Genomic DNA, 24,939 nt, shown 5'->3' with positions numbered 1-24,939 from the left:
AACACCCGCGAAAACACTGGCTGTCTAGAAATCTTTTCTATTGCTTGTAGAAATGTTCTTTATTCTGCGCAGCCGGTCAAAGTAGCCAAACTCTTCGAATATGCCCCATTCGCAGCGATGTTCCCCGCTTCCTAACCTGCACATCTGAAGAGAGAAACCCGTGATCTGCACGCCAACACAGCGTGCCTCGCGTGCATAAATATTCACGTGTCTGCATTTTCCGCTTTCGGCGAAATGTCCGCATTAGAACCATCCCTTATCACACCGATAAATAAAAGGAATTGGTAATAAAAAGCCACCCACAGCTACTCTCGGCCAACACTTGATCAAGTGATCGCTGCCCACATTGCTCTTTGCTCGAACGATGTTTAGACAGGAGAACTTCTCAATGCGGATGAAACGCCTCTGTTCCGTAGCGCTGCGATCAGTCTTGCTCGCGTGCATGTTGCCAGTTGCACTATCAGCACAAGCGCCGCCTGATGATGTCGATCAGAGAGTCGCTGATCTTGAAAAACAGCTTCAAGCAATGCGCTCCGAACTGGACGCGCTGAAAGCAACAAAAACTGCGGAATCGGCCCCTACCGTCGTTCCCGCTCCCGTCACGTCAACTCCTGCTCCTGCAGCGTTCGCCGATGCGGCAACTGCTCCGGCCACCGCTCCTAATCCGATGGCGGGGGTCACCAGCGCACTCGCCGGCGTAACCTTCACTGGCGTCGTTGACGCATATTACGGCTACAACGCGAACCATCCTGCGCTCGGCATAGCGCACGTTGGCAACACCTCGTCCGAGCCGTTCCAGTTCACTAATGGGCAGTTTTCGCTGAACCTGCTTGAACTGCAACTCGATAAAGCTCCAGACAAAAGCTCACCGCTCGGCTTCCGCGCCGCACTTGCATTCGGACAGGCAATCAACGCGGTAAACAATACTCCATTCGAAGTTGCTCGAAGCATTCCCGTTGAGCAGTACCTCAAGGAGGGCTACCTCTCATATCTCGCCCCTATTGGCAAAGGCCTGCAAATTGACGTCGGCAAGTTTGTAACTCCGACTGGCGCGGAAGTGATCGAGACCAACCAGAACTGGAATTACTCGCGCAGCCTGCTCTTCAGCTACGCCATTCCCTACTACCACATGGGGGTCCGCGCGAAGTACACATTCAACGACAAGTGGGCAGTCACTGGCTATGCAATGAACGGCTGGAACAACGTCGTCGCCACGAACACAGGAAAGACCGGTGGGCTCACGGTCAGTTGGAACGCCACCAAGAAACTCAGCATCACAGAGAACTATCTTGCTGGTCCACTGGATCGATTTGGCACAGGGGACAACGCCAAGTGGAATCACCTCTCTGACACGGTCATCGCATTCAATCCGACGGCGAAGCTCTCCTTGATGGCCAACATCGATTACGACCGCGATGAAGGCGTGCTCGGCGGCAGGTCCGGAGACTACGCTGGCGTCGCCGGATACGTGAAGTACGCGTTCAGCCCCAAGTTCGCATTGGCCGCTCGTTACGAGTATCTGAACGATCACGACGGCTTTGCCACCGGCATCCCGAACAATCTCGTTTCTGCTACCGGACAACACGTTCATGAGTTCACTGGAACCTTCGAGCGCAGAATTGCCGGTCATCTGCTCTCACGTCTCGAATATCGCCACGACAATTCGAACCAACATTTCTTCCAGCGCGGCACGTCGTCGTTCGTCAAGGGTCAGACCACCGTTGATGCGGGACTTGTCTTCGTGCTGGAGCCCGGCGAGACAAAGTAGCAACCACTGAATTTTCGGTCACACCACGCCAGATCAACATCCAGCCGTCGCATATAAGCGGCATTCACGAGGAGATAGGGATGACAGAGGTTAGAACTGACCTTCGAATGAACAAAGCGAAAAGGAATCCGAACAGCCTGTCTTTTTCGCAGAAGTTTTCACGGCTGGCGGAGCGGTTGCGTAGCCACGAGTGGCGTCGATACGGAATGACGCTCTTCGCTGGTAAAGCAGCGGGCATTGCAATTGTCATGATGGTGATGACCCTGGCTTCCTCGCTGTTCTTCACCAACGCGCTCGCTGCCGAAACGCCGGTCAAGGCCGCCGACATCGTCAACCCGATCAACACTGTATGGACGCTGGTTGCCGCATTCCTCGTGTTCGGCATGCAGGTTGGTTTCACGATGCTCGAAGCCGGATTTTGTCGTTCGCGGGAGACCGTTAACGTGTTGATGGAGTGCATTGTCGATACATGTTTGTGCGGCCTGCTCTTCTACGCATTCGGCTTCGCGTTCATGTTCAGTCACGGCAATGGATTTATCGGATACCACTGGTTCTTCCTACAAGGCGCACCTGCGACGTATGAGACCTCCGGCGTCGCTTTCCTCGCCTTCTGGCTCTTCCAATTTGCCTTTGCCGACACCTGCTCCACCATCACTTCAGGAGCCATGATTGGGCGCACCGGATTCGTCGGCGACCTAATCTATTCCGTCGGCGTCTCCGGCTTCATCTATCCGATCATCGGACACTGGGCTTGGGGTCCGGATGGCTTTCTAGCGCTTATGGGCAGCGATGGCAACTTCCTCCCATGGATGGGTACTGGATTCCACGATTTTGCGGGCTCCACGGTGGTTCACACCATTGGCGGATTCATCGCACTTGCTGGCTCGATTGTTCTCGGTCCCCGCATTGGCCGCAAGTTCAAGCGCGATGGCGGTGGCCCGATGATGCCCCACGATCTAACGATTGCCGCTTCTGGCGGCCTCTTGTTGTGGTTCGGCTGGTACGGGTTCAATCCGGGCAGCACGCTCTCCGCAATGGATTTTGAAGGCATTGGCCGCGTCGCCGCAAATACCACGCTGGCTGCTTGCGCCGCTGGACTTACAGCCATGGTGTACGCCTACTTTTTAAGCAAGAAATGGGACGTCAGCTTCACCGTCAATGGCTTCCTCGCCGGACTTGTAGCCATCACCTGCCCGTGCTACTGGGTCAGCCCCACTGGATCCATCCTCCTCGGCGGCATCGCTGGCGTCGTCGTTGTCGCTGGAGTCGAACTCCTCGAGTGGCTGCGCATCGATGACCCGATCGGCGCGGTTCCGGTGCACGGCATGTGCGGAATCTGGGGAACGCTCTCTCTTGGCCTATTTGCCTGCGGCAAGTACGGCGCAACAGGCCCGCTCGCTCCTGACAACTCCATTGCGCTCAAGGGCCTCTTCTACGGTGGCGGATTCCAACTTCTGCGCGCGCAGGCTCTCGGCAGCCTGATCGTGACCGTAGCCACATTCACGGTGGCTCTCGGACTTATGTACGCCGTCAACGCTACCGGCACGCTGCGTGTGTCGGAAGAAGGCGAACTCTACGGTATCGACCTTCACGAACACGGCATTTCTGCCTACCCCGAGTACGTGATTACCGCGTTGGGTTCTCCATCGGGCCTTTCCGCCCAGGAAGCGCCAGTAGAGAAGAAAACCAGCGTGACTGTGCGCACCTAGCGCCACACACCCATTTGCTACGGACGGCGGCTCGGTAACTGCTGCCGTCCTTAACTGACCATTTACCAAAGCGAGGGAATCAAAATGACCAAGATCGAAGCGATCATTCAGCCTGGCAAGTTCGAGTCAGTCAGAGAAGCACTGGGCGCGCTCGGAATTGAGGGCATGACAGTTTCAGAGGTTCGTGGGCACGGGCGCCAGAAGGGACACACAGAAACCTATCGCGGCCGGGAATATGACATTTCCCTGCTGCCCAAAATCAAACTGGAGTCGGTTGTTCCTGATGACCTGGTTGACGCCGTCGTCGATTGCATTATCAGCACCGCTTCCACAGGGCATATCGGCGATGGCAAGATATTCCTGTACAAAGTCGAACAAGCCATCCGCATCCGTAATCAGGAAGAGGGAGCGGCGGCGCTGTAGTTCGAAACTACGCACCAGATGCGCCGCTCGGTGCAATTTCGAACGCAAATCAAAGGGCACCCCTTGCAGGGTGCCCTTTTCAACCCTTATTTCCAAGACTCTACTTCGTTGCTCCAAGCCGTGCCTGATTCCGCTCAGCGATGGTCTTCCGAGCGTTCTCAGCCAATTCCTTGGCTTTCGGCATCAGTTCCAAGGCCTTCAGCACGTTCGGATCGGATTCGGCTTGGACCCTCATGCCTTCTTGCTGACCGAAAGCTCCCACGAACAATTCGCTCTTGATACTCGAACGAACCCACTCGTTGTTGTCCACCAAGTCTTTTTCAGTGAAAGGAAGCTTCGAGTCATTCAGGAAAGTCCGGAACTCCTGCATGACAGCTTCGTCCACCTGAAAGTTCTTATCGGTCTTGTGATTGATCGCGTAATGCTTTGCGAAGTTGAAGAATGCATACTTCCGCAGAAGCTCTTCCTGGAACTTGTTGGCCTTGATCGGCGGGAACTTCACATCCGGAGTGATCCCACCTCCGCCATACACTGTCCGTCCGCTGTCCGTGAGCTTCACTTCGCGGTTAGCGTCATCCTGTTTCTGGCCATTGATCGAGTTATCGTCCTGATTGCGGTTGTAGTAGTAGTCGTAGAGCGACACGCCGTTGTAATCACGCTGAATCAGTCGTCCGCTCGGCGTGTAATACTTCGCCGTAGTCAGCGCCAGCCCAGTGTTCTCGCTCAACCGATAAACGGTCTGAACCAATCCCTTGCCAAACGTCGTTTCCCCGACGATCAGCCCGCGGTCATGATCCTGAATCGCTCCCGAAACAATCTCTGCTGCCGAAGCCGTGCCGTGGTTCACAAGCACGACAATCGGAAAATCCTTCGTGCTGCCATGGGCTGCGCGATACACCTTTTCCGGTGAGTTCCGCCCATGATGGCTCACGATGACCTGTCCCTTCTTCAGGAACTTATCTGCTACACCGACGCCCTCGCTTAACAATCCGCCGGGATTGTTGCGAAGGTCGAGGATCAAGCCCTTGAGATCGCCCATCTCGTCCAGTGCTGCCGCCGTTTCCGCTTCCGTTGTCTCCTGGAACCCGCTGACGTGTAGATACCCGATCCCCGGACGAATCATGAAGTGTAGATCGACCGAGTAGCGCGGAATCTCGTCGCGCACGACCGAGAAGTCGACTGGCTTCGAGTTCCCCTCACGCAAAATCGCAATGTGGACCGTTGTGCCCTTTGGTCCTTTCAGCAGATCGGCCACGTCGCTCGTCGTCATGTTGTCCGTAGGCTTGCCGTCGATCGCCACAATAACGTCGCCCGGGCGAATACCCGCCCGATATGCAGGCGCTCCGGCGAACGGAGCAATGACAATAACTTTATTGTTCCTCGGTCCAACCTGCATGCCCACGCCGTAGTAGCGGCCGCGCTGCTCTTCCTGCAATGCCGAGTACTGCTTGGGGTCAAAGAAATTCGAGTGCGGGTCCAAAACGCGCAACATGCCCGGAATGGCGCCATCATAGATCGCCTTGTCCGGATCGACCTTCTCCGCATAATTTTGCTCAATCACGCTATAGACCTGCGCGAAGTTATGTACCGAATCGCGCATATCGTCATCGCTGCTGGCGGGCGCTGCCCCGGTACGCCCAAAGACGACTCCGAGCAAACCGCAAGTCAGGATAACGAGGAAAACTACGATGAGTGAGCGACGGGAACGACCGGCCATTGATACCTTCTTCTCTGTCAGTTGCGCACCAGCGCGACGTGAATCTTTGCTGCGCTTGCCCTGCGCGCACGCTAGGGAGCGCAACCCTCAATTTCGCAAGAGTATAGCAGTTTCACCAACCCGGAGGTTAGCGGCACGCCGATGCTGGCTTGGGAATTCCCGCCATTGCGGCATTCATAAGATGCCAAAGTACCCCACTCCGCTTCGCAACTTCTTTTTGCCCTGACCGCCTCGGGCTTACTTCGCTTCCAAATGGCTTAAGGTCTTGTTTTTTCTACTCTCAGGTCCGCCACCCGCTTCTTAGCTCAACCCGATGCCGTGTATGATATTTCCGTATGAATCTGGGAATGCCCGAGATGATTTTTATCTTCTTGCTGGCGCTGATACTATTCGGCCCCAAGAAGTTACCCGAGATTGGACGCGAGATCGGCAAGTTCATGGCCGAATTCAAGCGTGCGTCCAATGATTTCAAATACCAGCTCCAGACTGAGATAGAAAACGCTGCGACTGACGTTCCCCAGGTCACGAATTCGGGTTCCCAGCAGAGTTCTTCTTTTACTCAGACTGTTTTGCCTGCCGCAGTGAACAACGTTATTTCCGAGATCGACAGTGCGCAGGACCGTTTGATGAAGACTGCCCGCATGGCGTTTGAAGCGCAGAATTTCACCTTGCGTCCGCCTGACAGTCCAGTCGTGTCCTCCGCTTATCCTGAGGCGACGACCACCTCCGCTCCAGCAGAAGCTGCCGCCGAGTCCGCTCCGGCGCCCACTCTTGCGGATTCTCAGCCGAGCGTTTCCTCGCCGGTTCAAGCCGAAATAGGCCAATCTCCGCTCCCTCCAGCGCCCGCCGCGAGCGACTCTGCTCAGCAGAACAGCTAAACGGGTGATCCAGTAAAGGTTCTGATGGCAGACACAGCAACTCCAACAAGCACATTGAAAGAACGGCAGGAATTGTCATCCATGGGCTTCCTCGAGCACCTTGAGGAGCTCCGCAAACGTATCATCTGGAGTATCGTTTCTATCGCCGCTGGCTTCGGTGTTTCCTACTGGTGGCACGAGAAGATATTTGGCTGGATGCAGAGCCCCATCGTTTTTGCTCTCACCCGCCACAATCTGCCGACGAACCTCGTCTATACGAACCCCACTGATCCCTTTAACATGTACCTGAAGATCAGTTTGATCGTGGGCATCTTCATCGCTTCGCCTTTTGTCCTGTACCAGGTTTGGGCATTCATTGCGCCGGGCCTTTACAGGCACGAACGCCGTTATATCGGCCCGTTCATGTTCAGCACCGTTGGGCTATTCGTCGCCGGAGGCTTCTTTGCCTATAAGATGGTGTACCCGGCCGCGCTCGACTTCCTGATCGAATACAGCAAGCAGTTCACTCCGATGATCACCATCAACGAGTACACCGATCTGTTCATGACGATCGTGCTCGGCTTGGGCGTGGTCTTCGAAATGCCCATCCTCGTCTTCTTCCTTGCGCTGTTTGGTCTGGTAAGCGCCGGCTGGATGTGGCGCAATCTACGGTATTCGATTCTCGTAATCTTTGTGGTCGCGGCGATCATCACGCCAACCACTGACATCATGAACATGTGCGTGTTCGCGGCGCCCATGATCATCCTGTACATCGTTAGCATTGGTGTCGCTTACCTTGTGCATCCCGCGCAACGCAAGAAGCGGGAGCTGAACGCAAAATGATGAACGGACATCGGGGTCTCCTGAACTTTGATCGCATCGGAGGCCCCATGATTCTGGCCCTCCTCCTCACGGCTTGCTGTCTGAGTGTCGCGTGTCGCGACACTCAGTCCAATCCCCAAACCGCCTCCGCTCAGACGCAATCTGTGCGCCGCCCGGACATCAATGCCGTGGACTTCGACCCTAAGCCCGACACGCCACCTGCCCTCAAAATCAGTGGCGAGCGCGCCTACCGCAATCTGAAGGATTTCGTCGCGCTCGGTCCCCGCCCCATTGGCAGCGCCGGACACACCAAGGCCGAGCAATTCATCCTCGCTCACCTGGACGGCGCACAAATCGAACAGGATAAGTTCACCACCCAGACCGCAGCTGGCCCCTTCCCGATGAACAACATCATTGCGAAGTTTCCCGGGAAGAAGGATGGCGTCATCGTTCTCGCCGGACACTACGACACCAATCTTCCACTGAAGAACACCAATTTCGTCGGTGCGAATGATGGCGGCTCCGATGTCGGGCTCATGCTGGAAATTGCCGATCAGCTTCGGCTCCATCCGCCTGAGGGGTACAGCATCTGGCTCGTGTTCACCGACGGAGAAGAGGCCACCATCGAATGGACCGCCGCAGACAGTGTGTACGGTAGCAAGCATCTGGCAAAGAAGTGGCAACAGGACGGCACCGCCGCAAAAGTCAAAGCCTTCCTACTGCTCGATATGATCGGAGACAAGAATCTCGATGTCCTCCGAGATATGAATTCCACGCCGTGGTTGCTCGATGTCGTCTACCGCGCGGCGCAAAGAACTGGACAACAGTCCCACTTTTTCGCGCAAACGAACGAGATCGCCGATGACCATCTTCCGTTCCGTGACGCTGGCATTCCCGTGGCAGACATCATCGATCTCAACTACGGATTCAATAACATCTACCATCACACTACGCAGGACACTCCCGACAAATGCAGCGCTGCCAGCCTGCAGATTGTGGGTGATGTGGTGATGGAAACTATCCGCTCGCTGAACACGCGTTAGTCTCTGGTCCGCCCGCGCCACGTCCGCGGGTGTTACGCTTAGTAAGAAAGGATTGCGCGCAGTAACGCTCCGCTCAAAGCGATAGAAATGCATCTCCCAGGCAATTTGCTGTTCTGGATATTGTTCCTCGGCTTCGTAGTCGTGATGCTGATCCTCGACCTCAAGGTTCTCAATCGCGAGGCACACACGGTTACCATGCGCGAGTCGCTCGGATGGACCGCTGTTTGGGTCAGTTTAGCCGGACTGTTTGCCGTGCTTCTCTACTTCCACGGACATCGCATGACGGGCGATTTGGCCGACGGCAATCGGCAACTTTCGCTCGAATTCATCACCGGATACCTGGTTGAGGAAGCGCTCAGCGTCGACAATCTCTTTGTATTCCTACTCATCTTCCGGCAGTTCAAAGTTCCGCCGGAGTTGCAACGCAAAGTCCTGTTCTGGGGAATTCTCGGCGCCATCGTGATGCGTGCGGTTTTTATCGGCGCCGGAGTCACGTTGCTCAATCGCTTCGAATGGATCATGTACGTCTTCGGAGCCTTCCTCATCTATGCAGGATTCAAACTGATCTTCCAGCACGAGAGAGGCGTTCCGGGCGACAATGCCATGACGCGTTTCGCGCGTCGCCATCTTCGCCTCACCGACGACTATTCCAATGGCAATTTCACGATCGTACGCAATGGCCTGCGCTACTTCACCCCGCTCGCGCTCGTACTGATCATCATTGAGACTACCGACGTGATTTTTGCCGTGGACTCCATCCCTGCGGTGTTAGCGGTAACGCGCCAGCCGTACGTGGTGTTCACCTCCAACATTTTCGCAATTCTGGGCCTGCGTGCGCTGTACTTCGCTTTGGCTGGACTGATGGATCTCTTCCACCTGCTCCACTATGGACTGGCCATCATTCTTGTGTTCATTGGTGTGAAAATGGTCGGCGAACACTACTTCGAAATCCCCACTCTGAGCGCACTCGGAGTCATTATCGGAGTGCTGGCGCTATCGATTATCGCAAGCATCGTCACGCGCCCCCGTAACAGAGCCTTGGCTGAGCGAGCTGACTGAATCCGCTCCAGCGCGGCAACATCTATACTGATATACGTGAATACAATGTCGATCAGGAAGATTGCAGAAGCCGACTTTCCCACACGCTGGGGACATTTTCGCATTCTAGGTTTTGAAGGCTTTGTCCCGGGAACACCCGCCACAGGCTCACCCGATGGGAAGGAACGCCGAAAAGAGGAAGCAGTAGCGCTGGTCATGGGCGACATTCATGGCGACGCGCCTCTCGTCCGCATCCATTCCCAGTGCCTCACTGGAGATGTTTTCCACTCGATGCGTTGCGATTGCCGGCAGCAACTCGAACTCGCGCTAATGAAAATCGGCGAGAGCGGCAACGGTATTCTGATCTACGAAGAGCAGGAAGGCCGTGGAATCGGACTCATGGCGAAGCTGCAAGCGTACGAATTACAGGATCAGGGACTCGATACAGTCGAGGCTAACGTCAAACTCGGCTACCAGGTTGACTGCCGTGGTTACCACATGCCGGTCGAAATCCTGCAGTTCCTCGGTGTACGCAAACTTCGCTTGCTTTCCAACAACCCAGAAAAGGTCGAAGCAGTGCAAGCCGCCGGAATCGAAGTCGTCGAGCGTGTGCCTGCCGACGTGGAAGCCTATGAGAGCAACGCCAAGTACCTTCGCACGAAGCGCGAAAAGATGGGACACCTCTTCATGTAGCTTCAGCTACGTTTTCGTGCCTTTACGTCCGCGCGACGGGGACTCTTTCTGCGCAATAAGCTTCTTCATCTCGTCCGCACGCTTCACCGGTAGCGCCCCAATCGCATACTCCGCCAGCGTACGATAAACCTTCGCCTCTGTTGCACCCTGCAGCGAGTGCAGATGCGCTGCTACCGTCCGCACATCCCCCCGTGCAAGTGGACCGCTGAAGGACTTCCCTGCTCCAATCGTTAGCACGTTACGCACAGTGCGAAGCACAATAGGCTCCATGATCTTGCGCACGTCGCTTCTCTTGATGCCCGCCCGCAAGCCAATGCGCTCCGCCGCCTCAAGCTCCGAAGCCAGCATCGGTGACAGCATCGCTCCAAAGGCGTGATACATCACCTTGCTCTCGGGCTTGATCCTTAACGTGCTCGCCCCGAGCTTCTCTGCCATTGCTTGCGCAGCCCGCACCGCCACTGCACTTCCCTCGACAGCAAACCACGCGCCGTTCAAGCTAGGAGGCTCGCCCGCAACAAAGGTCATCATCGGATGTGCACTGCCGGTGTGTACGCCTCTATCTTTCAACCCGCTCAGAGCCGCACTGCTCAAGGCGCCACTCGCATGCAAGACGAGTTTGGGCAGCACCTCTTTCCTCGCCAACTCACGCGACACCAACTCAATTGCTTCGTCGGGAACCGCGAACCAGAGCACATCTGCCCTGAACTCCGCGTCATCTAGCGTTGTGACTCTCGCCTCAACTTTGCGCGCCAGCCTCGCTGCCTTCCGCTTCGAGACTGCATTCGAGCGCGCAATGATCTCGTCGATCGCGAACCCTTGCTCATACAACGCACATGCCAGACCACTAGCCAGCGCCCCGGCCCCAATGAACGAGATGGATCGCACTGTCTTCACGATCAGCAGAGTAGCACGAGCGGGAATGGTTTTGTGTATAGTGTCGCCATGAAGAAAGCAAGCAAGAAGCTCGCGTCGAAAGCCCCCGGCAAAACTCGGAAATCTGCCGCACCCAAACCGAAGAAGACCACCACCTCGCGTGCGGCAAAGAATGTTCGAGTCCTCTCCTCCAAGGTTGTGCACACCGCTCCCGTTTTCACTGTCACCAGTGACGAACTCATAGAGCCTTCCGGAGCAAAAGTACGCCGAGACATCATTCGGCATCCGGGTTCGGTCGTTGTACTTGCATTGGACGAGAGCAAGGAAGAGCCTTCCGTTTTGCTCATCAAGCAATATCGCTATGCAGCCAATGAAGAACTTTGGGAAATTCCCGCAGGTCGCATTGATAAAGGAGAAGACGCTCTCACGGCAGCGCAACGCGAGCTTGCGGAAGAGACAGGCTACACGGCTTCCGAATGGAAACCGATTCTCTACTTCTACTCGAGCCCCGGATTTCTTGATGAGACGATGTTCATTTTCGCAGCTCGCGATTTGAGAAAGGGAAAGGCAACTCCCGAGGAAGACGAGTTCATCACATGCAAACTTGTGCCCCTCAGGACGGCCGTGCAATGGGTGATGAGTGGAAAACTCAAGGATGGAAAAGCCATTGCATGTGTCCTTTGGGCCGCGCAGAAGTTCCACATCTCAGGCGATGGATCGACGAAAAAACAGCGCTAATTCTCCATCAATGTCACACAGCAATTGCGGTGGAGGAGCAGCGAAATCAGCTAAGGCAAGTTACCCGCGAATTGAATTAATGAGCAGCGCGAGGGAATCAGAACGCGACATATCGCTGCGCTCCGAATTCCTCGCATCTAACGGTTTCAAGATGCTCGGAGGGACAGTACGTGGCTCGTCTCAAGGGAACGGTAAAGTGGTTTAACAATGCGAAAGGATTCGGGTTCATCGGCCGCGAAGACGGTCCGGACGTGTTCGTACACTACAGCGCAATTTCCAGCGAAGGCTACAAGAGCTTGCAGGAAGGTGATGCTGTAGAGTTCGAGATCGTTGAAGGTCAGAAGGGCCCTCAGGCTGGCAACGTTCAAAAAATAGTTGCGGCTTGACCTGCGACAAGATCGTCTGTTGTTGTTCCTAATCGCTTACAACAGAAAGGCTGCACTCAATCGAGAGCAGCCTTTTCATATTTTGAGAAGCCTTCGAATCAGGGCCACCCGCTTCGAGCAGCCCATGTATTCTAGCGAGTGCTTGTGCCCGTCGCACACGAGTCGGAGACCTTCTGCACATCGCTTACGTTGAACTGAGTTGAAGGGTTCGAGCTCGATGAAGAACTCGTTGATCCGGACGGTGTCGAAGATGACATCGCACCCGCAGTAGAGCCACTGCTAGAGCTTGCAATTCCCTCCACGCGCACTTCTTTCCCGATGTAGTCGCTCAACTTCGACGTGCTTCCGCGAAGCTGAAAGCTGTTTCCCGAGTTGTCGGCGAGAACAAAATTCCCGTCCGATGTCTGGCTCAGGCACCCTTGAACGCTGGTCGCCTGCGAGTTTGCAGTTTGGTTCGCGCGGTCGTGAGCCATCTGCCCCGGAGCGTGTGTATCTGGCGGAATCGCCGTCGGGTCAGACGGTGTCGAGGGATTCGAGGGTGTCTGCCCCGTCTGGTCCTGGGGGAACGTCGGTGGAGTCGATGTCGGGGGTGTCTGGTTTGGTGTGCTGCCGACCTGAGCGGTTGCGGCCAGACAGCAGCCCAACAGCATTGTTCCGAGCGCTAGAGTCTTCATGCAAAATCCTCCTGATAGGCTTGGACAATGCAGGATGCGGGCCGTTCCAGCAGCCCCGGATTTCGGGCTATCCAGAGCAGCGCCCGGCTTTGCCATCGGAAGCTTTTGCGTTGTGGGCTAGAAATTACACTTGAAGCATCGATCTCTTAGGGGCGGAATAGTCGCATCAGTCCCTGTGGTGCAAGATCGTCCGCCAGAAACTTCCGCTCGTCTCCGGCAGCTCGCACGAGAGCCTCAGCGGAAAGATATCCGGCGCGCACTGCACCTTCCATCGTTGCTGGCCACCCCGTTGCTGTCCAGTCGCCGCTCAGGAACAACCTGGGCCACGCGCTCTCCGGCCGAGGTCTGAACCGCTCACTTCCCGGCGCAGGAGCGAACGTTGCATTCACTTCCTTGATCACTGTGGCCTTCACCAGCCTCGCTTCCCGCGCCTTCGGGAAGAACTCAGCCAGCTCTTTCATCGCCAGTTCAATGATCTCCGCTCTACCCTTCTCGAGCAAACTTTTTGACGAGCTCACTACCAGTTCCAGGTAGCTTCCGCCGGTCTCGCCATCGTGTATCAGAATCTTAGATTTCTGGAACATCCATTGAATGGTCCGATCAAGCAACGCGGCGTGCTCCAACTCCGTGACTTCGCGATCGAACCACAAATGAACGCCCGTGATCGGCACCGTCCTCAGATGACTTACTTTCTCCTGCAGCCTCTCTGCTTCATCACCCTCCGGGAGCAGTCGTCCAATTGCATGAAACGGTGCGGCTGAAATGACGTAATCGAAGCTGTGCTCGTGCTCGCCACACCGCAGCTTTACTTTGTCGCCGCAGAACGCAAGTGCGTCCACTCCGCTGCGCAATTTCACTTCACCACCACGCGCATGTATGTAGTCAGCAGCGACGCCATACAACTCCGAAAGCGGAACCCTGGGCACGCCCATTCGTCCGGCTTCCGCCGATTTCAGAAACGCGTCACGAAACACCAGAGCCGCGTACTTCACCGAAGACTTATCCAGATCCTCGTTTAAGCTGCTGATCAGCACCGGGGCCCAGAAGCGGTCGATTGCTCTCTGCGTCTGTCCCTTCTTCCGTAGCCACGTCAAAAAGTCCTCTGAGGTGTCCTCCGGAACGCACTGCACCAAGGCCATCAAAGCGCGTGTGATGCCGATTTTGTCGCGCAAGGAAAGCAATCCGAATTGTGCAAATGAAATCGCCGAGTGAAGTGGCGCAGGCAATGTTGAAGATTCAAGTACTCCCGATCGGCCGCCCGGTTCAATGAAGGTGATCCGACGGTACCAGCGCACCTTGTCTTCAACCCCGAGCCGTCGGTACAAGTCGCGCAGATTCGTGCAGCAACCCAGCAGTACGTGCTGGCAATTGTCCACTACCTCGCCCGTACCCGGATGTTCATAGGAAGAAGCGCGCCCGCCCAGAAACGGACGGCGCTCAAACAGCGTGACCCAATATCCCGCATCCGACAGCGCACAACCAGCGGCTAGTCCTGCGAGTCCTCCACCAATGATGCCAATGCTGGCATGCCCATGCTTCTGCGCCACCGAGTCGCTCACAGCAATCTCTTCCCAAATCCCTTAGCCAGCACCTTCAACTTGTCCGCAACCGACAGACGCACTCTCTGTGAGTAAACGTCATATTGCTTTAGCTCAATCCGATCCAGAATGCCACGATAAATCTCGACCATTGCCCACAATGCTGGCTGGCTAACCTCATCGATCAGCGGCAGCAACCGATCAGCAGACTTATAGAACTCCCGCGCTCTCGCCGCCTCAAACGCCAGCAGCGGACGCAGCTTTTCCATCTGTATGCCCGAGCCTAGCTCCTGCGGAGTAATGCCGAAACGCTCGAGGTCTTCCTGCGGCAAATACACGCGAGAAATCGATGCGTCCTCTTTCACATCGCGCAGAATGTTCGTGAGCTGAAACGCGATTCCCAAATGCTCTGCATACTGCTCAGCCGCCTGGTCGCGATACCCAAATATTCGAATGCACACCAGTCCCACTACCGACGCGACGTGATAGCAATAGTCATAGAGATCGTGGAATGTGCCATACACCACCAGCGGACCATCCGTCGATTCGCCCTCGCGCACATCCATTCCGGTCCCGGCAACAAGTTGGTCGAGCAACTCCATCGGAATCTGATATCTCTCTTGCGAGTCGCGCAGTGCCAGGAACACGGGATCATCTGTCCGCCCCGTTTCAATCGCTCGATGGTAGGATTCGATAAACTCCGCCAGCTTCGTTCGCCTCTCCTGCGGAGTCATTCCCGGATCGTCACTCAGGTCATCCGCATGCCGCATGAACGCATAAACGGCGCTCAACGCGTTCCGCTTCTGCGCAGGCAACAGCATGAATCCGTAGTAGAAGTTCTTGGCCGCAGAACGTGCGATATGGCGACAAACGCTGTAAGCGGTCGTCAGTTGCGAGTCGGTCTGTTGCATCGTAGCGCTCACCCCGCTCTCCCCAATGCGATGCGCCCTACCAGCGCCCTCATCGCCAACTCTGCTTTGCGCAACTTGCTCAGGCTGGGTCTTTTCGTAAGCACGTTATAGTCCTGCGCCTCGATCGCGCTCAGAATCGCCATTCCACCGCGACTGAACAACTCAAGGTCCAGTGCCAGCGAGCGGTTCACGTGCTTTATCAGCGGCAAGCCAAGTTCAAACCATTCCCGCGCGCGCTCAACTTCGAACTTCATCATCTGGCGGAACTCGCGGCTGAACCGTCCTTCTGCAATCTGCTCTTCGCTCACGCCAAATCGCCGCAAATCCTCAAGCGGCAGATACACACGTCCCTTTTTCCAGTCCACCGAAACGTCTTGCCAGAAGTTCGCTAACTGCAGCGCCGTGCAGGTGTAATCGGAAAGCTGCTGCCGTTCCAGATCGCTGTAGCCGCACAAAAACAGCACTAGATGGCCTACTGGATTCGCGGAGTTCTTGCAATACCCAAGCAGGTCCTCAAACTTGTCGTAGCGCGTCACAGTCTGGTCCTGACGAAAAGCCGTCAACAGGTCGGCAAACTCGTGCTTAGGGATTCCAAATGTCCGGACCGTATCTGCTAGAGCCACGAAAACCGGATGTTTGACGGGAATCTCTTGCCCTTCCAGCGCCGCATACATGCCGTACAACTGCTGTTCCCAGCAATCAAGCAAGGCCAGCGAAGCGCCCGTATCTCCAACCTCATCGCCCAAATCGTCCGAGATTCGGCAATAGGCGTACACATTGAAGAAATGCTGATGCAGAGCCTTTGGAAGAAACCAAGTTGCTACCGAGAAATTCTCATAATGCGAAGTCGCAAGGCTCTTGCAATACGCCCGTGCCTCGTCGAGTGACGGCGCGACTTCCGGAATACTGTACTCCGGAGGCAAACTCGCCCATCCTTGAGCGAGCAGCATTGCCTTGTCCTTGAGATTTGCGCTTTCGTCCGGTGAACCGGAACCGTTTGCACGAGTGCTGGGCACAGATGACGTCACGCAGCTTCCCTAGTGTCCCGGAATGATCGCGGTCTTGATCTCGCCGCCGCGGGCCAGCATGTCTCGCAATACAGATTGCAGTTTCGACAGTGGCGCTTCCCCAGTGATGTAGTCCGTCCCTTTCACCTTGCGCTCTGTGATTAGCGCAAATGCCCGGCGCACGGTGTCCGGTGTGTGATGGAAAGTCGCTTTCAGCGTAATCTCCGAGTAGTGCAGGCGCTCGGTATTCAGTTGAACGCGCGTGCCCTTGGCGCAACCGCCAAACAGGTTCACCGTTCCGCCTTTGCGGACCATATCCACGGCCCACTCCCAAGCCTCGGGACGTCCCACCGCTTCGATAACCACATCCGAACCGCGACGCTCTGTAGTGAGATCGCGCACTGCCTCAATCGGATTCGCCACCTTCGGGAATTGCACCACCTTGCTCGCCCCTGCACGTTTCGCAGAAACAACCTGCTCGTCGTGCTTTACCACGGCAATCACATCGCAGCCCATGATGTGGGCCACCTGCATAAACATCAGCCCGATCGGCCCGGCTCCAATCACAGTCACCGTATCGCCAATTTCGACGTGAGTTGCGTGCAATCCACGCAGCACGCACGCCAGCGGTTCGGTCAACGCTGCAGTCTCAAAGCTGATCTCTTTCGGGATCACCAGCATGTTGTTTTCGACAATGCGCCGCGGCACCCGAATGAATTCCGCATAAGCGCCATTGTTGAACAGCAGGTCTTCGCAAAGATTTTCCTGATGCTTCTTACAGTAGAAACACTGCCCGCACGGCGCCGAGTTCAGAGCCACCACGCGCTGCCCAACCTTGAAGTTCTTCACCGCCGGTCCAATTTCTTCGATCACTCCGGCGAACTCGTGTCCAAACAGCGCTGGCGGCACAATCATCTTGGCGTGATACCCGCGGCGATACACTTTGAGGTCGGTGCCACAGGTCAGCGCAGCCTGCACGCGAATCAGCACCTCGCCCTTTTCCACGGACGGTATCGGAACCCGCTCGATCTTCACGTCCTCTTTGCCGTAGAGGACTGCTGCCGTCATCTGTTTACTCACTCTGTCATCCTTCCCAGACGCTGCTTGGCTGAATTGCGATCTTCATCGTATCGGCCTGTGGATGCGCAGCTAATCTCAATGCCTCAAGCGACTGCTCTAGTGGGAACCGGTGGCTGTAAAGTCCTGCTAAATCCATCTCGCCGCTGAACACAAACTTGGCCACTTCCTCATTCAGTTCCACCGATGCACTGTAGGAACCCAGCAGCGTCTTCTCGTCTACGCAAATAGAAGCGGGGTCTATCACGACCTCACCGCGCACCGTTTGCGCAAACAGCAAAATGCGCCCGCCGAAACGCGCAGCATCAATCGCCGGCTTGATCAGCGAGCTTCCACCAACTGCAAGAATCACGGCATCAGCGCCGCGACCGTCGGTCCGTTCCCGAATCGCTTTAACCACATCGGTCGTTGAAGCATCGATCGACTGACTTAGTCCATAACGCTGACCAATTGTAAGCCGCTGCGGGAACAAATCGGAAGTAATTACGTTCGCTCCCGCCCGTTGAGCCAGCTTCGCCAACAAAAGCCCAATCGGCCCCTGACCGATCACCAGAACAGTTTCGCCTCTCTGAACACCCAGGGTGTCGATGCCCTTCCAGACCGTGTTCACCGGTTCAATGTGCGAAGCCTGCTCAAAGCTCACCCCATCGGGAATCCGGATCACGCCCTTTTCCACGATCCAGTCCATCACTCGGATGTACTCGGAGAATCCGCCGCCCGACGGTTCACCAAATCCAGCCGTGGTTCCGACCTTCTTGTACACCGCGCATTGCGAAAACACCTTGCGCTTGCAGTAATAGCAGGTACCACACGGAATGTGGTGGAAGACCATCACGCGATCTCCCTCGGCAAACTTCGTGACACCCGCGCCCTTCGCAACTACGACTCCGGTCATTTCATGACCGAACACACGAGGAGCCGAGTGCGACCCCGTCGCAATCTTCTTCAGATCCGTCCCGCAAATGCCGCACGTATGAATGCGCACCAGGAGTTCGCCGGGTCCAATCTTCGGCACAGGAATTGTTTCCAGCCGCAAATCGTTTTTGCCGTAGTAGATTGTCGCCAGCATCCGATCGGGGATCAAAGCTTTTGGTCGCTCGAGCGCGGCCGTCGTGGGATTCACATCCATTCTTCTCAGTAACTCACTTTCATCAAACCTGCGCGGTGGTCTTCGAAAACTTCGCCGCAAACTGCTTCGGATCGCGAATGCAGTCTTCGACAGCGCTCATCAACGCCTTCGCAGCCACCTCGCTGTTCGCCTTTAATCTCGCAACACTCGACCACAGTCTGGGTCTCAGCGCGATATGCGCCACAAATCTTCCCGTCGCAAACCCCTGCGGCCGCACAAAGTCCGAAAGGAACTCCAAATCTTCATCGGCGGCGTCCGAAACTGCCTTGATGGCGGCGAACTCTCGCCCAAACTCCTCGGCCGCGGCTGCAACGCCAGCGGCTTCCATATCCACCACAATGGCGCCCAGCCGCTCACAAGCGTCCTGCTTCAGAGTCTTCCCGGCCACGCGATCCATCGTTACAAGCCGTCCGCTGCCGAAGGCGCACGAGTACGTCCGGCCCATTCCAACATCGATTATGGTTCCCGGAACAACCACCGATCCAACCGGCAAGCTCTCGACACAGGAACCTACAAACCCTATAGAAGTTACCATTCTCGGAGAGCAGTCCTCAAAGAGCACCTTCGTGGCACAATATGCCCGTGCTGTCCCGGTCCCGGCGCAGATGATAGCAGCCGTTCCCTGACGATACACGGTCCACTTCATGCCCTTGCTTTCGACTATCGCGCTCTCCCAACCGCGCACCAGACCCGATACTTCGCGCTCAAGCGCCGCCACTATCCCGAACTGGACCCGATCGCCCCTCATGCCGTCGGACACATCACCTCGTATGCTGGGGCATACCCGTGGGACACGAACCACTCGGCCGCGCGCCGCAGCGCAGCCCGCACATTTCCGTGCGTATAGCCTAGCTCGCGCTCAGCCTTGGCAGTGCTCACCCACATGAATTTCCGTCCCATCCTAACTTCTTCCAAAGTCGCTCTTGGCTCGCGATTCCTAAAGTATCCGTTGAACGTTTGGTCGAAAGCCGCAAAGGCCATCGCCACCCCATGCGGAACCTTCATCTTCGGCGAGGGCAACCCCGTGATATCTCCCAGAATGTCCAAAATCTGCTTCAGGGTCAGGTTCTCGCCACCCAGAATATACTTCTCACCCCGGCGTCCTTTTTCAAATGCCAGCAGATGCCCACGAGCGATGTCATGCACATCGACCAAGTTCATTCCCGTTTCCATGTACGCAGGGAAATTTCCCAGCAAGAAATCCAGAATAATCCTTCCTGTCGGCGTTGGCTTGATGTCCTGCTCTCCCACAGGAGTGCTCGGATTAACGATCACCACCTCGGCACCTTTGGCCGCCAGTTCCATTGCCTTGCGTTCCGCCAAGTACTTCGAGCGCTTGTAGTGGCCAATCATGTCGGCCTCGGTCACCGGAGTATCCTCATCCACTGCAACCCGCTCATATCCGAATCCCAAGGTCGCCACCGAGGAGCAGTACACCGTCCTTCTCACACCCGCCGCTTGCGCTGCTTCGATCACTGCCGCCGTGCCATCCACGTTCGTCGCATACATTGGCTTCGGGTCGCGGATCCATAGCCGATAGTCCGCCGCAAGATGGAACACAGCCTCGCAGCCTTCCATTCCTTTGCGCAGCGAAGCCGGATCCGTCAGGTCGCCAACGACCAAGTCACCAGGTAGTCCCGCCAGATTCTCTTTCCGGCTCCCAGCCCTGACCAGCAGGCGCAGATCGGCACCCTGCTCTGCCAGCAGGCGAGCCACATGACTACCTACAAACCCCGTCGCTCCGGTAACAAACGCTTTCAACTCTGGCCTCTTTCAAAATGAAACGCAGCCCGTTCAGGCTGCGCCCCATAGCCCTAATCGTGCAGTCTCGCCGAACCCGGCTTTACTCTCCCTGCGCCTCATAACGTGCATACTTTGCCAGCGCCATTAGCGGGAAATACCAGGGATAGGAGTGATACTTCAGGTAGAACACGCGTGGGAATCCCGTGCCTGTGTACGGTACTTCGCTCCATCCACCATCAGCCTGTTGATGATCCATGAGATAAGCTATCCCTCGTGCCAGTGACTCCGACCGGTAATCTCCACCGGCCATCAGGCCCAGCACCGCCCAAGCCGTCTGCGAACTCGTACTTACGCCAACGCCCTTTTCGTTCACGTCGTCGTAGGAACCGATCGATTCGCCCCAACCGCCATCAGGATTCTGGATCATTCGCAGCCACTCGGTCGCCTGCTGCACCATTGCGTCGTGATTGTCGAAACCCACGGCTTCCAACCCGCGCAGTACGCACATGGTGCCGTAAATGTAGTTCACGCCCCAGCGGCCAAACCACGATCCATCGGATTCCTGTTCGTTGCGGATGAATTCAATGGCGCGCTGTACCGGCTTGTCTTCCAAGGTGAACCCGTGCGCAGCCAGGCACTCCAACACGCGGCCGGTGATGTCCACCGTCGCCGGATCCAGCATTGCGTTGTGGTCGGCGAAAGGAACGTACTGGAACACCATACGATCATTGTCTTTGTCGAATGACGCCCAGCCACCGTTCTTACACTGCATGGCGAGTTCCCACACAATGCCGCGCTTCACGGACTCACTCTGGAAGCGTGGATCGCTGGTTTCGATGTGGTTCAAGGCGAGCATAACTTGCGCCGTGTCATCCACATCGGGATAAAACTCGTTATTGAACTCGAAGTACCACCCGCCCGGCTCTGCATTCGGAACCTTCACCGACCAGTCGCCCTTGCGCCGAATCTGCTTCTTCAGCATCCACTCAGCGCCCTTGACCATGCGGGGATCCTGCGTATCTACTCCGCTCTCGGCTAACGCAAACAGCGAATAAGCGGTGTCCCACACCGGAGAAACGCAAGGCTGCATTCGGAAGCTATCTCCCTCGGCAATGCCCAGCTTCTCAAATTCATCCAACGCGCGAATGACCTGCGGATCATCGAGCGAGTACCCCAGACAGCGCAACGCGATGATGGAGTTCAGAATGGAGGGATAGATTGCGCCGAGGCCGTCACTGAGTTCGAAGCGCTCCAGCATCCACTTCTCTGCCGCCTTCAATGCAACCGAGCGCAGAGGACGTACGTGGACGCGTTCAAACCAGTGGCACAGTCTGTCGAGCACGAGGAAGAAATTCCGCCACCCGATCAGCTTCTTGTCCCATTTCAGCCGCAGAGAACTTCCGTGCCGCCCATCCGGAAACAGCTCATCGATATTCCATTCATCCGGAATCTTCTTGAACGGCTTCTTCGCATAGCAGATCGAAAGCGGGATCAGGATCGCCCTCGACCACGACGAAATCTCGTAGATGTTGAACCAGAACCAGTTCGGAAACAGTACGATCTCAGGCGGAATTGCCGGAACCGCATCGTAGTCGTATTGACCTAGCGCGCACAGGTAGATCTTGCTGAACGTATTGCACGCCGGGACTCCGCCCATGGCCAGAATACGTTCGCGCGCCTTTGCCATCCGAGGGTCATCCGGCGAGTATCCGCACATTTTCAATGCGAAGTACGCCTTCACGGATGCCGAGATGTTCGACGGCCCATCTTGGTAAATGGGCCAGCCGCCGTCCTCGTTCTGATGGCGCAGAATCTCGTCCGCACACTGCTGGAATCTGCCCTCATCGCGAGTGCCCAATACTGTGTGTAGAAAAATGTAGTCGGATTCCAGCGTCGTGTCGGCTTCCAGTTCTCCGCACCACCAGCCGTCTTCGTGCTGGCGCGAGAATAGGAAATCCTGTCCCGCCCTGATCGCGTTCTTCAGCCTTGTACGTAGACCAGATATTTTGCCGAAGCGAATCGCGGTCGACTGCGTTGAGCTTGCTTCCATGAATTCTTACTCCGCCGTCGCTGCGGGAGCCGCACCAATTGCAGCAACGATCTCCGGCGGCAGCGCAAATCGCACATGCTCCGGCATCACTTCCACCTCGCGCACGTTGTCGAAACCTTTTCTTGCGAGGAATGTAATGACTTCCTGTACCAGGATTTCAGGGGCCGAAGCTCCTGCGGTCAACGCCACAGTCTTGACGCCCTCCAGCCATTGCTCGTTGATGTCCTGGCAGGTGTCGATCAGGTGCGAGTTTGTGCCTAGATTCCTCGCCACTTCCACCAGCCGATTCGAATTCGAGCTGTTCGGCGAACCCACAACCAGCAACAAGTCAGCCTGCTCGGCTACGTTCTTGACCGCTACTTGGCGGTTCTCCGTTGCATAGCAAATGTCCTGTGCATGCGGCCCGCGAATATTCGGAAACTTCGCCTTCAGCGCCTCAATGATGTCCTTCGCTTCGTCCAGCGAAAGCGTCGTCTGCGTCAGGTAGGCCACGCGATCCGGATCCGGAACCTGTATGTTAGCTACCTGCTCAGCGTTGCTCACAACCTGGGTCACCTCGGGAGCTTCGCCCAGAGTGCCTACGATCTCGTCGTGATTCAGGTGACCAATAAGGATCAGCGAATAGCCGTCCTTAGCGAAACGAATCGCCTCCACGTGAACCTTTGTCACCAGCGGGCATGTCGCGTCGATTACGCGCAGGGTGCGCAACTTCGAGGCCTCGCGGACTGAAGGCGCTACCCCATGTGCGCTGTATATCACGCGCTCGCCGTTAGGAACCTCTTCTACGTCGTCAACGAAGATCGCGCCCTTGGCCTTCAGATCTTCAACGACGTACTTGTTGTGGACGATTTCCTTGCGGACGTAGATGGGCGGACCAAACGTATCCAGCGCGATACGGACGATGTCGATCGCTCGCACCACACCAGCACAGAATCCACGGGGCTTCAACAATAGGAGAGTTTTCGCTTCGGTTGTCTGCGTCATTCGATTTTTTAGATTCAACTGTGGCCCGCGGGGATTTTCAGTGCTCCACCCGGAACACACATTCGACTTCCTGCAAGTCTATGTCCAAGCACAATTTCCCGCCACCTCATCGCATAGAAATGCCGCGATTCGGCATCGGGCAGGGCCAAAGCAGGAGGCGAACAGCAATCCTGAACTCACATGATTCTAACAGGTGCGACCTCTAGGCGATAGCAGCCGAAGGCCTTATGCCACTTTCGTGCTCCAAATAAAACAAATGTTCCGCTATCCGCAGATTCGCGCCACCATCACGCTGCCCGCTTTAGCGCCACACCGCCCAGCACGGCTGCGGCGGACTCCACCGCGCATAGCGCTTTCAGCAATCCACCCTCGGGCCGGTCATAGATAAGGCTTCCGAGCCGTGCTCCGGCAAGTCCAGAGGTTGATAGCAACTGGGCCCACAGCGCCGCCCGCTCCATCTCCTTGCTAAATGCTGCGACTGCGAAGAAGGCGCCCAACCCGATCTCAAATCCTCCATACATGGCGCGCAACTCTGTGATCGCCTTTCGCGAACGAGGCTTGATGTCCACCTTGCCCAACATTTCCTTGGGAGCGATCAACCCGTACAAACCAAATCCGGTCAGAACACACGCCGTCGTCAGCAGAGAAGCTTTTGATAAGGTCATGCTCGCTCCGATGCTGCCAGCCTCTTCCGCGCAGCCCCGCGCTACTGTTCGCAACGGGAGTTTCACATGTTCTGCTAATTCTGCGCAGCACTCTTCCGTTCTGGAGCACATACCTCCACAACACTCTGCAGATAACGCGCGAGTTGCGCTATGTCGCTGCCCCGCTTTGTGGAATCCAGAATGCATAAGTTCAATTGCTCGGTTGACTCTCTGAAGGATTCCACTCGAACAATGGGCCGACTCTACGTGCCGCACTCGCCGGAACCTGAGTCCAATTCCGTCTCGTGCTCCACGATGAGACAGCAAGCAGAGGGTTCTATGCAGATACAACCTCCCGCCGCAACCTTGATGAAAGCGCTACTTCTGGTAGCACTCTGTTTCACTCCAATCATTCTGAGTACTCGGTCTGCGGTCGCCGCCGTCCCGGCGAACCTGCCAGCTAGCGTCGGCCCCTATGGCAATTGCATGCCGCTGTCCCATGCCGGGGTCAATGCGTGTTTTCCCATCTCGAATTTCACTGGCACCGCACCGGCCCCGATTTCCTCGCCTCTTCAGGTCGTTGGTGTCGCAACCGGCGGAGGCGGCCCGGTGCAGCGAATAGAGCTCTGGGCTGATGGCAAGAAAATCACTCAGACCTATTCGTACGTGTTCGACCAGCCAGTCACGCTTCCAATCGGCACCCACAATCTCACGCTAGTGGAGGTGGATTCAACGGGCTCTTACGCTAAGTCTCCCACGTTTTCCGTTTCCGTTCAGAACAACAGCGCTTCTGAATTCTGCCCGGCGCCCAGCAGTCCCGGAGTGCACGTTTGCGAACCGTTCTCCACCTTGGGCTGCCACACGGCGCCGTACTCTACGTTCGTAGTCACCGGAACCCCACTCAGCGGGTCTGTAGTTCGCATGGAACTGTGGGTTGGCAACACGAAATTGGCTAACTTCCCCGGCAACAAAATCAACACCAGTCTCTACATCAACGACTTCAGTCAGGTAACGTTCATCGTGGTGGATAGCAATGGCGGGTTCGTAAAATCGCCCGCGTACACCATCGAAGCCTGCTAGCACACGACACGCGCGCCCCACTCAAAGTTTCTTCT

Annotated in this window: 24 protein-coding genes; 11 read left to right on the top strand and 13 right to left on the bottom strand. The window is 56.2% G+C overall.

The features are described 5' to 3' along the window. Positions 1 to 394: 394 nt before the first annotated feature. The 3 genes from AC6IZD_RS06565 to AC6IZD_RS06555 all read left to right on the top strand — a co-directional run bounded on the left by AC6IZD_RS06565 (position 395) and on the right by AC6IZD_RS06555 (position 3,900). Positions 395 to 1,768: a porin gene (locus tag AC6IZD_RS06565; protein WP_497786888.1), complete on the top strand. Its 1,374-nt coding sequence runs from the start codon at positions 395 to 397 to the stop codon at positions 1,766 to 1,768. An 80-nt stretch (positions 1,769 to 1,848) separates the two neighbouring features. Further along, positions 1,849 to 3,477, top strand: coding sequence for an ammonium transporter (locus AC6IZD_RS06560; RefSeq protein WP_497786887.1), 1,629 nt, complete (start codon positions 1,849 to 1,851; stop codon positions 3,475 to 3,477). An 84-nt stretch (positions 3,478 to 3,561) separates the two neighbouring features. Beyond that, the gene (locus tag AC6IZD_RS06555; protein ID WP_497786886.1) at positions 3,562 to 3,900 is read left to right on the top strand and encodes a P-II family nitrogen regulator; all 339 of its coding nucleotides are present in this window, start codon (positions 3,562 to 3,564) and stop codon (positions 3,898 to 3,900) included. Positions 3,901 to 4,000: 100 nt separating this feature from the next. Here the strand turns inward: AC6IZD_RS06555 and AC6IZD_RS06550 are convergent, their stop codons facing one another. Beyond that, positions 4,001 to 5,617, bottom strand: a complete 1,617-nt coding sequence (locus AC6IZD_RS06550) for a S41 family peptidase (protein ID WP_497786885.1) — start codon at positions 5,615 to 5,617, stop codon at positions 4,001 to 4,003. Between the two features lie 356 nt (positions 5,618 to 5,973). Between AC6IZD_RS06550 and AC6IZD_RS06545 the strand changes: the two genes are divergently transcribed. The 5 genes from AC6IZD_RS06545 to ribA all read left to right on the top strand — a co-directional run bounded on the left by AC6IZD_RS06545 (position 5,974) and on the right by ribA (position 10,070). Further along, complete coding sequence (locus AC6IZD_RS06545) at positions 5,974 to 6,495, top strand: Sec-independent protein translocase subunit TatA/TatB (RefSeq protein WP_497786884.1); 522 nt, start codon at positions 5,974 to 5,976, stop codon at positions 6,493 to 6,495. A gap of 24 nt (positions 6,496 to 6,519) precedes the next feature. After that, positions 6,520 to 7,317, top strand: a complete 798-nt coding sequence (gene tatC / locus AC6IZD_RS06540) for a twin-arginine translocase subunit TatC (RefSeq protein WP_497786883.1) — start codon at positions 6,520 to 6,522, stop codon at positions 7,315 to 7,317. Positions 7,318 to 7,364: 47 nt separating this feature from the next. Further along, the gene (locus AC6IZD_RS06535) at positions 7,365 to 8,339 is read left to right on the top strand and encodes a M28 family peptidase (RefSeq protein ID WP_497786882.1); all 975 of its coding nucleotides are present in this window, start codon (positions 7,365 to 7,367) and stop codon (positions 8,337 to 8,339) included. 87 nt (positions 8,340 to 8,426) lie between these two features. Then, on the top strand, positions 8,427 to 9,398 hold the full coding sequence (locus tag AC6IZD_RS06530) for a TerC family protein (RefSeq protein WP_497786881.1): 972 nt from the start codon (positions 8,427 to 8,429) through the stop codon (positions 9,396 to 9,398). Positions 9,399 to 9,443: 45 nt separating this feature from the next. Further along, positions 9,444 to 10,070 carry a GTP cyclohydrolase II gene (gene ribA / locus AC6IZD_RS06525; RefSeq protein ID WP_497786880.1) on the top strand — a complete coding sequence of 209 codons (627 nt, stop codon included), beginning with the start codon at positions 9,444 to 9,446 and terminating at the stop codon, positions 10,068 to 10,070. Between the two features lie 6 nt (positions 10,071 to 10,076). Here ribA and AC6IZD_RS06520 read toward each other — a convergent pair whose 3' ends face one another. Further along, positions 10,077 to 10,955, bottom strand: coding sequence for a Rossmann-like and DUF2520 domain-containing protein (locus AC6IZD_RS06520; RefSeq protein WP_497786879.1), 879 nt, complete (start codon positions 10,953 to 10,955; stop codon positions 10,077 to 10,079). Positions 10,956 to 11,012: 57 nt separating this feature from the next. On the opposite strand from AC6IZD_RS06520, the gene AC6IZD_RS06515 reads away from it, so the two are divergent. After that, positions 11,013 to 11,681, top strand: a complete 669-nt coding sequence (locus AC6IZD_RS06515) for an NUDIX hydrolase (protein WP_497786878.1) — start codon at positions 11,013 to 11,015, stop codon at positions 11,679 to 11,681. A 170-nt stretch (positions 11,682 to 11,851) separates the two neighbouring features. After that, positions 11,852 to 12,067, top strand: a complete 216-nt coding sequence (locus AC6IZD_RS06510; RefSeq protein ID WP_497786877.1) for a cold shock domain-containing protein — start codon at positions 11,852 to 11,854, stop codon at positions 12,065 to 12,067. Between the two features lie 131 nt (positions 12,068 to 12,198). On the opposite strand, the gene AC6IZD_RS06505 is transcribed toward AC6IZD_RS06510, so the two are convergent. The 11 genes from AC6IZD_RS06505 to AC6IZD_RS06455 all read right to left on the bottom strand — a co-directional run bounded on the left by AC6IZD_RS06505 (position 12,199) and on the right by AC6IZD_RS06455 (position 23,845). Continuing rightward, positions 12,199 to 12,741, bottom strand: a complete 543-nt coding sequence (locus AC6IZD_RS06505) for a DUF5818 domain-containing protein (RefSeq protein ID WP_497786876.1) — start codon at positions 12,739 to 12,741, stop codon at positions 12,199 to 12,201. Positions 12,742 to 12,887: 146 nt separating this feature from the next. Next, entirely contained in the window at positions 12,888 to 14,300 is a 1,413-nt protein-coding gene (gene hpnE, locus AC6IZD_RS06500; protein WP_497786875.1) for a hydroxysqualene dehydroxylase HpnE, read from the bottom strand. Continuing rightward, the gene (locus tag AC6IZD_RS06495) at positions 14,297 to 15,202 is read right to left on the bottom strand and encodes a phytoene/squalene synthase family protein (protein WP_497786874.1); all 906 of its coding nucleotides are present in this window, start codon (positions 15,200 to 15,202) and stop codon (positions 14,297 to 14,299) included. The genes hpnE and AC6IZD_RS06495 overlap by 4 nt, the downstream gene beginning before the upstream one ends. Beyond that, positions 15,199 to 16,218 (bottom strand): squalene synthase HpnC, encoded by a 1,020-nt coding sequence (hpnC, locus tag AC6IZD_RS06490; protein ID WP_497786873.1) that lies wholly within the window; start codon positions 16,216 to 16,218, stop codon positions 15,199 to 15,201. The genes AC6IZD_RS06495 and hpnC overlap by 4 nt, the downstream gene beginning before the upstream one ends. 9 nt (positions 16,219 to 16,227) lie before the next feature. Continuing rightward, positions 16,228 to 17,277 carry a zinc-dependent alcohol dehydrogenase gene (locus tag AC6IZD_RS06485; RefSeq protein WP_497786872.1) on the bottom strand — a complete coding sequence of 350 codons (1,050 nt, stop codon included), beginning with the start codon at positions 17,275 to 17,277 and terminating at the stop codon, positions 16,228 to 16,230. A 4-nt stretch (positions 17,278 to 17,281) separates the two neighbouring features. Continuing rightward, positions 17,282 to 18,397: a zinc-dependent dehydrogenase gene (locus AC6IZD_RS06480; RefSeq protein WP_497786871.1), complete on the bottom strand. Its 1,116-nt coding sequence runs from the start codon at positions 18,395 to 18,397 to the stop codon at positions 17,282 to 17,284. A gap of 28 nt (positions 18,398 to 18,425) precedes the next feature. Continuing rightward, the gene (locus AC6IZD_RS06475) at positions 18,426 to 19,163 is read right to left on the bottom strand and encodes a phosphorylase family protein (RefSeq protein WP_497786870.1); all 738 of its coding nucleotides are present in this window, start codon (positions 19,161 to 19,163) and stop codon (positions 18,426 to 18,428) included. Further along, positions 19,148 to 20,164, bottom strand: coding sequence for a hopanoid-associated sugar epimerase (gene hpnA, locus AC6IZD_RS06470; protein WP_497786869.1), 1,017 nt, complete (start codon positions 20,162 to 20,164; stop codon positions 19,148 to 19,150). The genes AC6IZD_RS06475 and hpnA overlap by 16 nt, the downstream gene beginning before the upstream one ends. A gap of 82 nt (positions 20,165 to 20,246) precedes the next feature. Beyond that, a complete protein-coding gene (gene shc, locus AC6IZD_RS06465; protein ID WP_497786868.1) occupies positions 20,247 to 22,196 on the bottom strand; it encodes a squalene--hopene cyclase in 1,950 nt (649 codons plus the stop codon). Positions 22,197 to 22,202: 6 nt separating this feature from the next. Next, positions 22,203 to 23,180 carry a 4-hydroxy-3-methylbut-2-enyl diphosphate reductase gene (locus AC6IZD_RS06460; protein WP_497786867.1) on the bottom strand — a complete coding sequence of 326 codons (978 nt, stop codon included), beginning with the start codon at positions 23,178 to 23,180 and terminating at the stop codon, positions 22,203 to 22,205. A gap of 287 nt (positions 23,181 to 23,467) precedes the next feature. After that, positions 23,468 to 23,845, bottom strand: a complete 378-nt coding sequence (locus AC6IZD_RS06455) for a DUF4345 domain-containing protein (RefSeq protein ID WP_497786866.1) — start codon at positions 23,843 to 23,845, stop codon at positions 23,468 to 23,470. Positions 23,846 to 24,163: 318 nt separating this feature from the next. Here AC6IZD_RS06455 and AC6IZD_RS06450 point away from each other — a divergent pair, with 318 nt between their 5' ends. Beyond that, a complete protein-coding gene (locus tag AC6IZD_RS06450; RefSeq protein WP_497786865.1) occupies positions 24,164 to 24,904 on the top strand; it encodes a hypothetical protein in 741 nt (246 codons plus the stop codon). Positions 24,905 to 24,939 lie beyond the last annotated feature (35 nt).

This window comes from Koromonas humicola, from assembly GCF_059726255.1.
Note: the sequence above shows the minus strand (reverse complement) of the source record. Positions and strands in the feature narration are given on the sequence as shown.

What these genes read in the sequence shown, in the direction of transcription:
- AC6IZD_RS06515 (WP_497786878.1), top strand. Translation starts at nt 11,013, where the DNA reads ATGAAGAAAGCAAGCAAGAAGCTCGCGTCGAAAGCCCCCGGCAAAACT.
- ribA (WP_497786880.1), top strand. Translation starts at nt 9,444, where the DNA reads ATGTCGATCAGGAAGATTGCAGAAGCCGACTTTCCCACACGCTGGGGA.
- AC6IZD_RS06565 (WP_497786888.1), top strand. Translation starts at nt 395, where the DNA reads ATGAAACGCCTCTGTTCCGTAGCGCTGCGATCAGTCTTGCTCGCGTGC.
- AC6IZD_RS06530 (WP_497786881.1), top strand. Translation starts at nt 8,427, where the DNA reads ATGCATCTCCCAGGCAATTTGCTGTTCTGGATATTGTTCCTCGGCTTC.
- AC6IZD_RS06535 (WP_497786882.1), top strand. Translation starts at nt 7,365, where the DNA reads ATGATTCTGGCCCTCCTCCTCACGGCTTGCTGTCTGAGTGTCGCGTGT.
- AC6IZD_RS06450 (WP_497786865.1), top strand. Translation starts at nt 24,164, where the DNA reads ATGCAGATACAACCTCCCGCCGCAACCTTGATGAAAGCGCTACTTCTG.
- AC6IZD_RS06460 (WP_497786867.1), bottom strand. Translation starts at nt 23,180, where the DNA reads ATGACGCAGACAACCGAAGCGAAAACTCTCCTATTGTTGAAGCCCCGT.
- AC6IZD_RS06555 (WP_497786886.1), top strand. Translation starts at nt 3,562, where the DNA reads ATGACCAAGATCGAAGCGATCATTCAGCCTGGCAAGTTCGAGTCAGTC.
- AC6IZD_RS06560 (WP_497786887.1), top strand. Translation starts at nt 1,849, where the DNA reads ATGACAGAGGTTAGAACTGACCTTCGAATGAACAAAGCGAAAAGGAAT.
- AC6IZD_RS06545 (WP_497786884.1), top strand. Translation starts at nt 5,974, where the DNA reads ATGATTTTTATCTTCTTGCTGGCGCTGATACTATTCGGCCCCAAGAAG.
- shc (WP_497786868.1), bottom strand. Translation starts at nt 22,196, where the DNA reads ATGGAAGCAAGCTCAACGCAGTCGACCGCGATTCGCTTCGGCAAAATA.
- AC6IZD_RS06550 (WP_497786885.1), bottom strand. Translation starts at nt 5,617, where the DNA reads ATGGCCGGTCGTTCCCGTCGCTCACTCATCGTAGTTTTCCTCGTTATC.
- AC6IZD_RS06505 (WP_497786876.1), bottom strand. Translation starts at nt 12,741, where the DNA reads ATGAAGACTCTAGCGCTCGGAACAATGCTGTTGGGCTGCTGTCTGGCC.
- tatC (WP_497786883.1), top strand. Translation starts at nt 6,520, where the DNA reads ATGGCAGACACAGCAACTCCAACAAGCACATTGAAAGAACGGCAGGAA.
- AC6IZD_RS06455 (WP_497786866.1), bottom strand. Translation starts at nt 23,845, where the DNA reads ATGACCTTATCAAAAGCTTCTCTGCTGACGACGGCGTGTGTTCTGACC.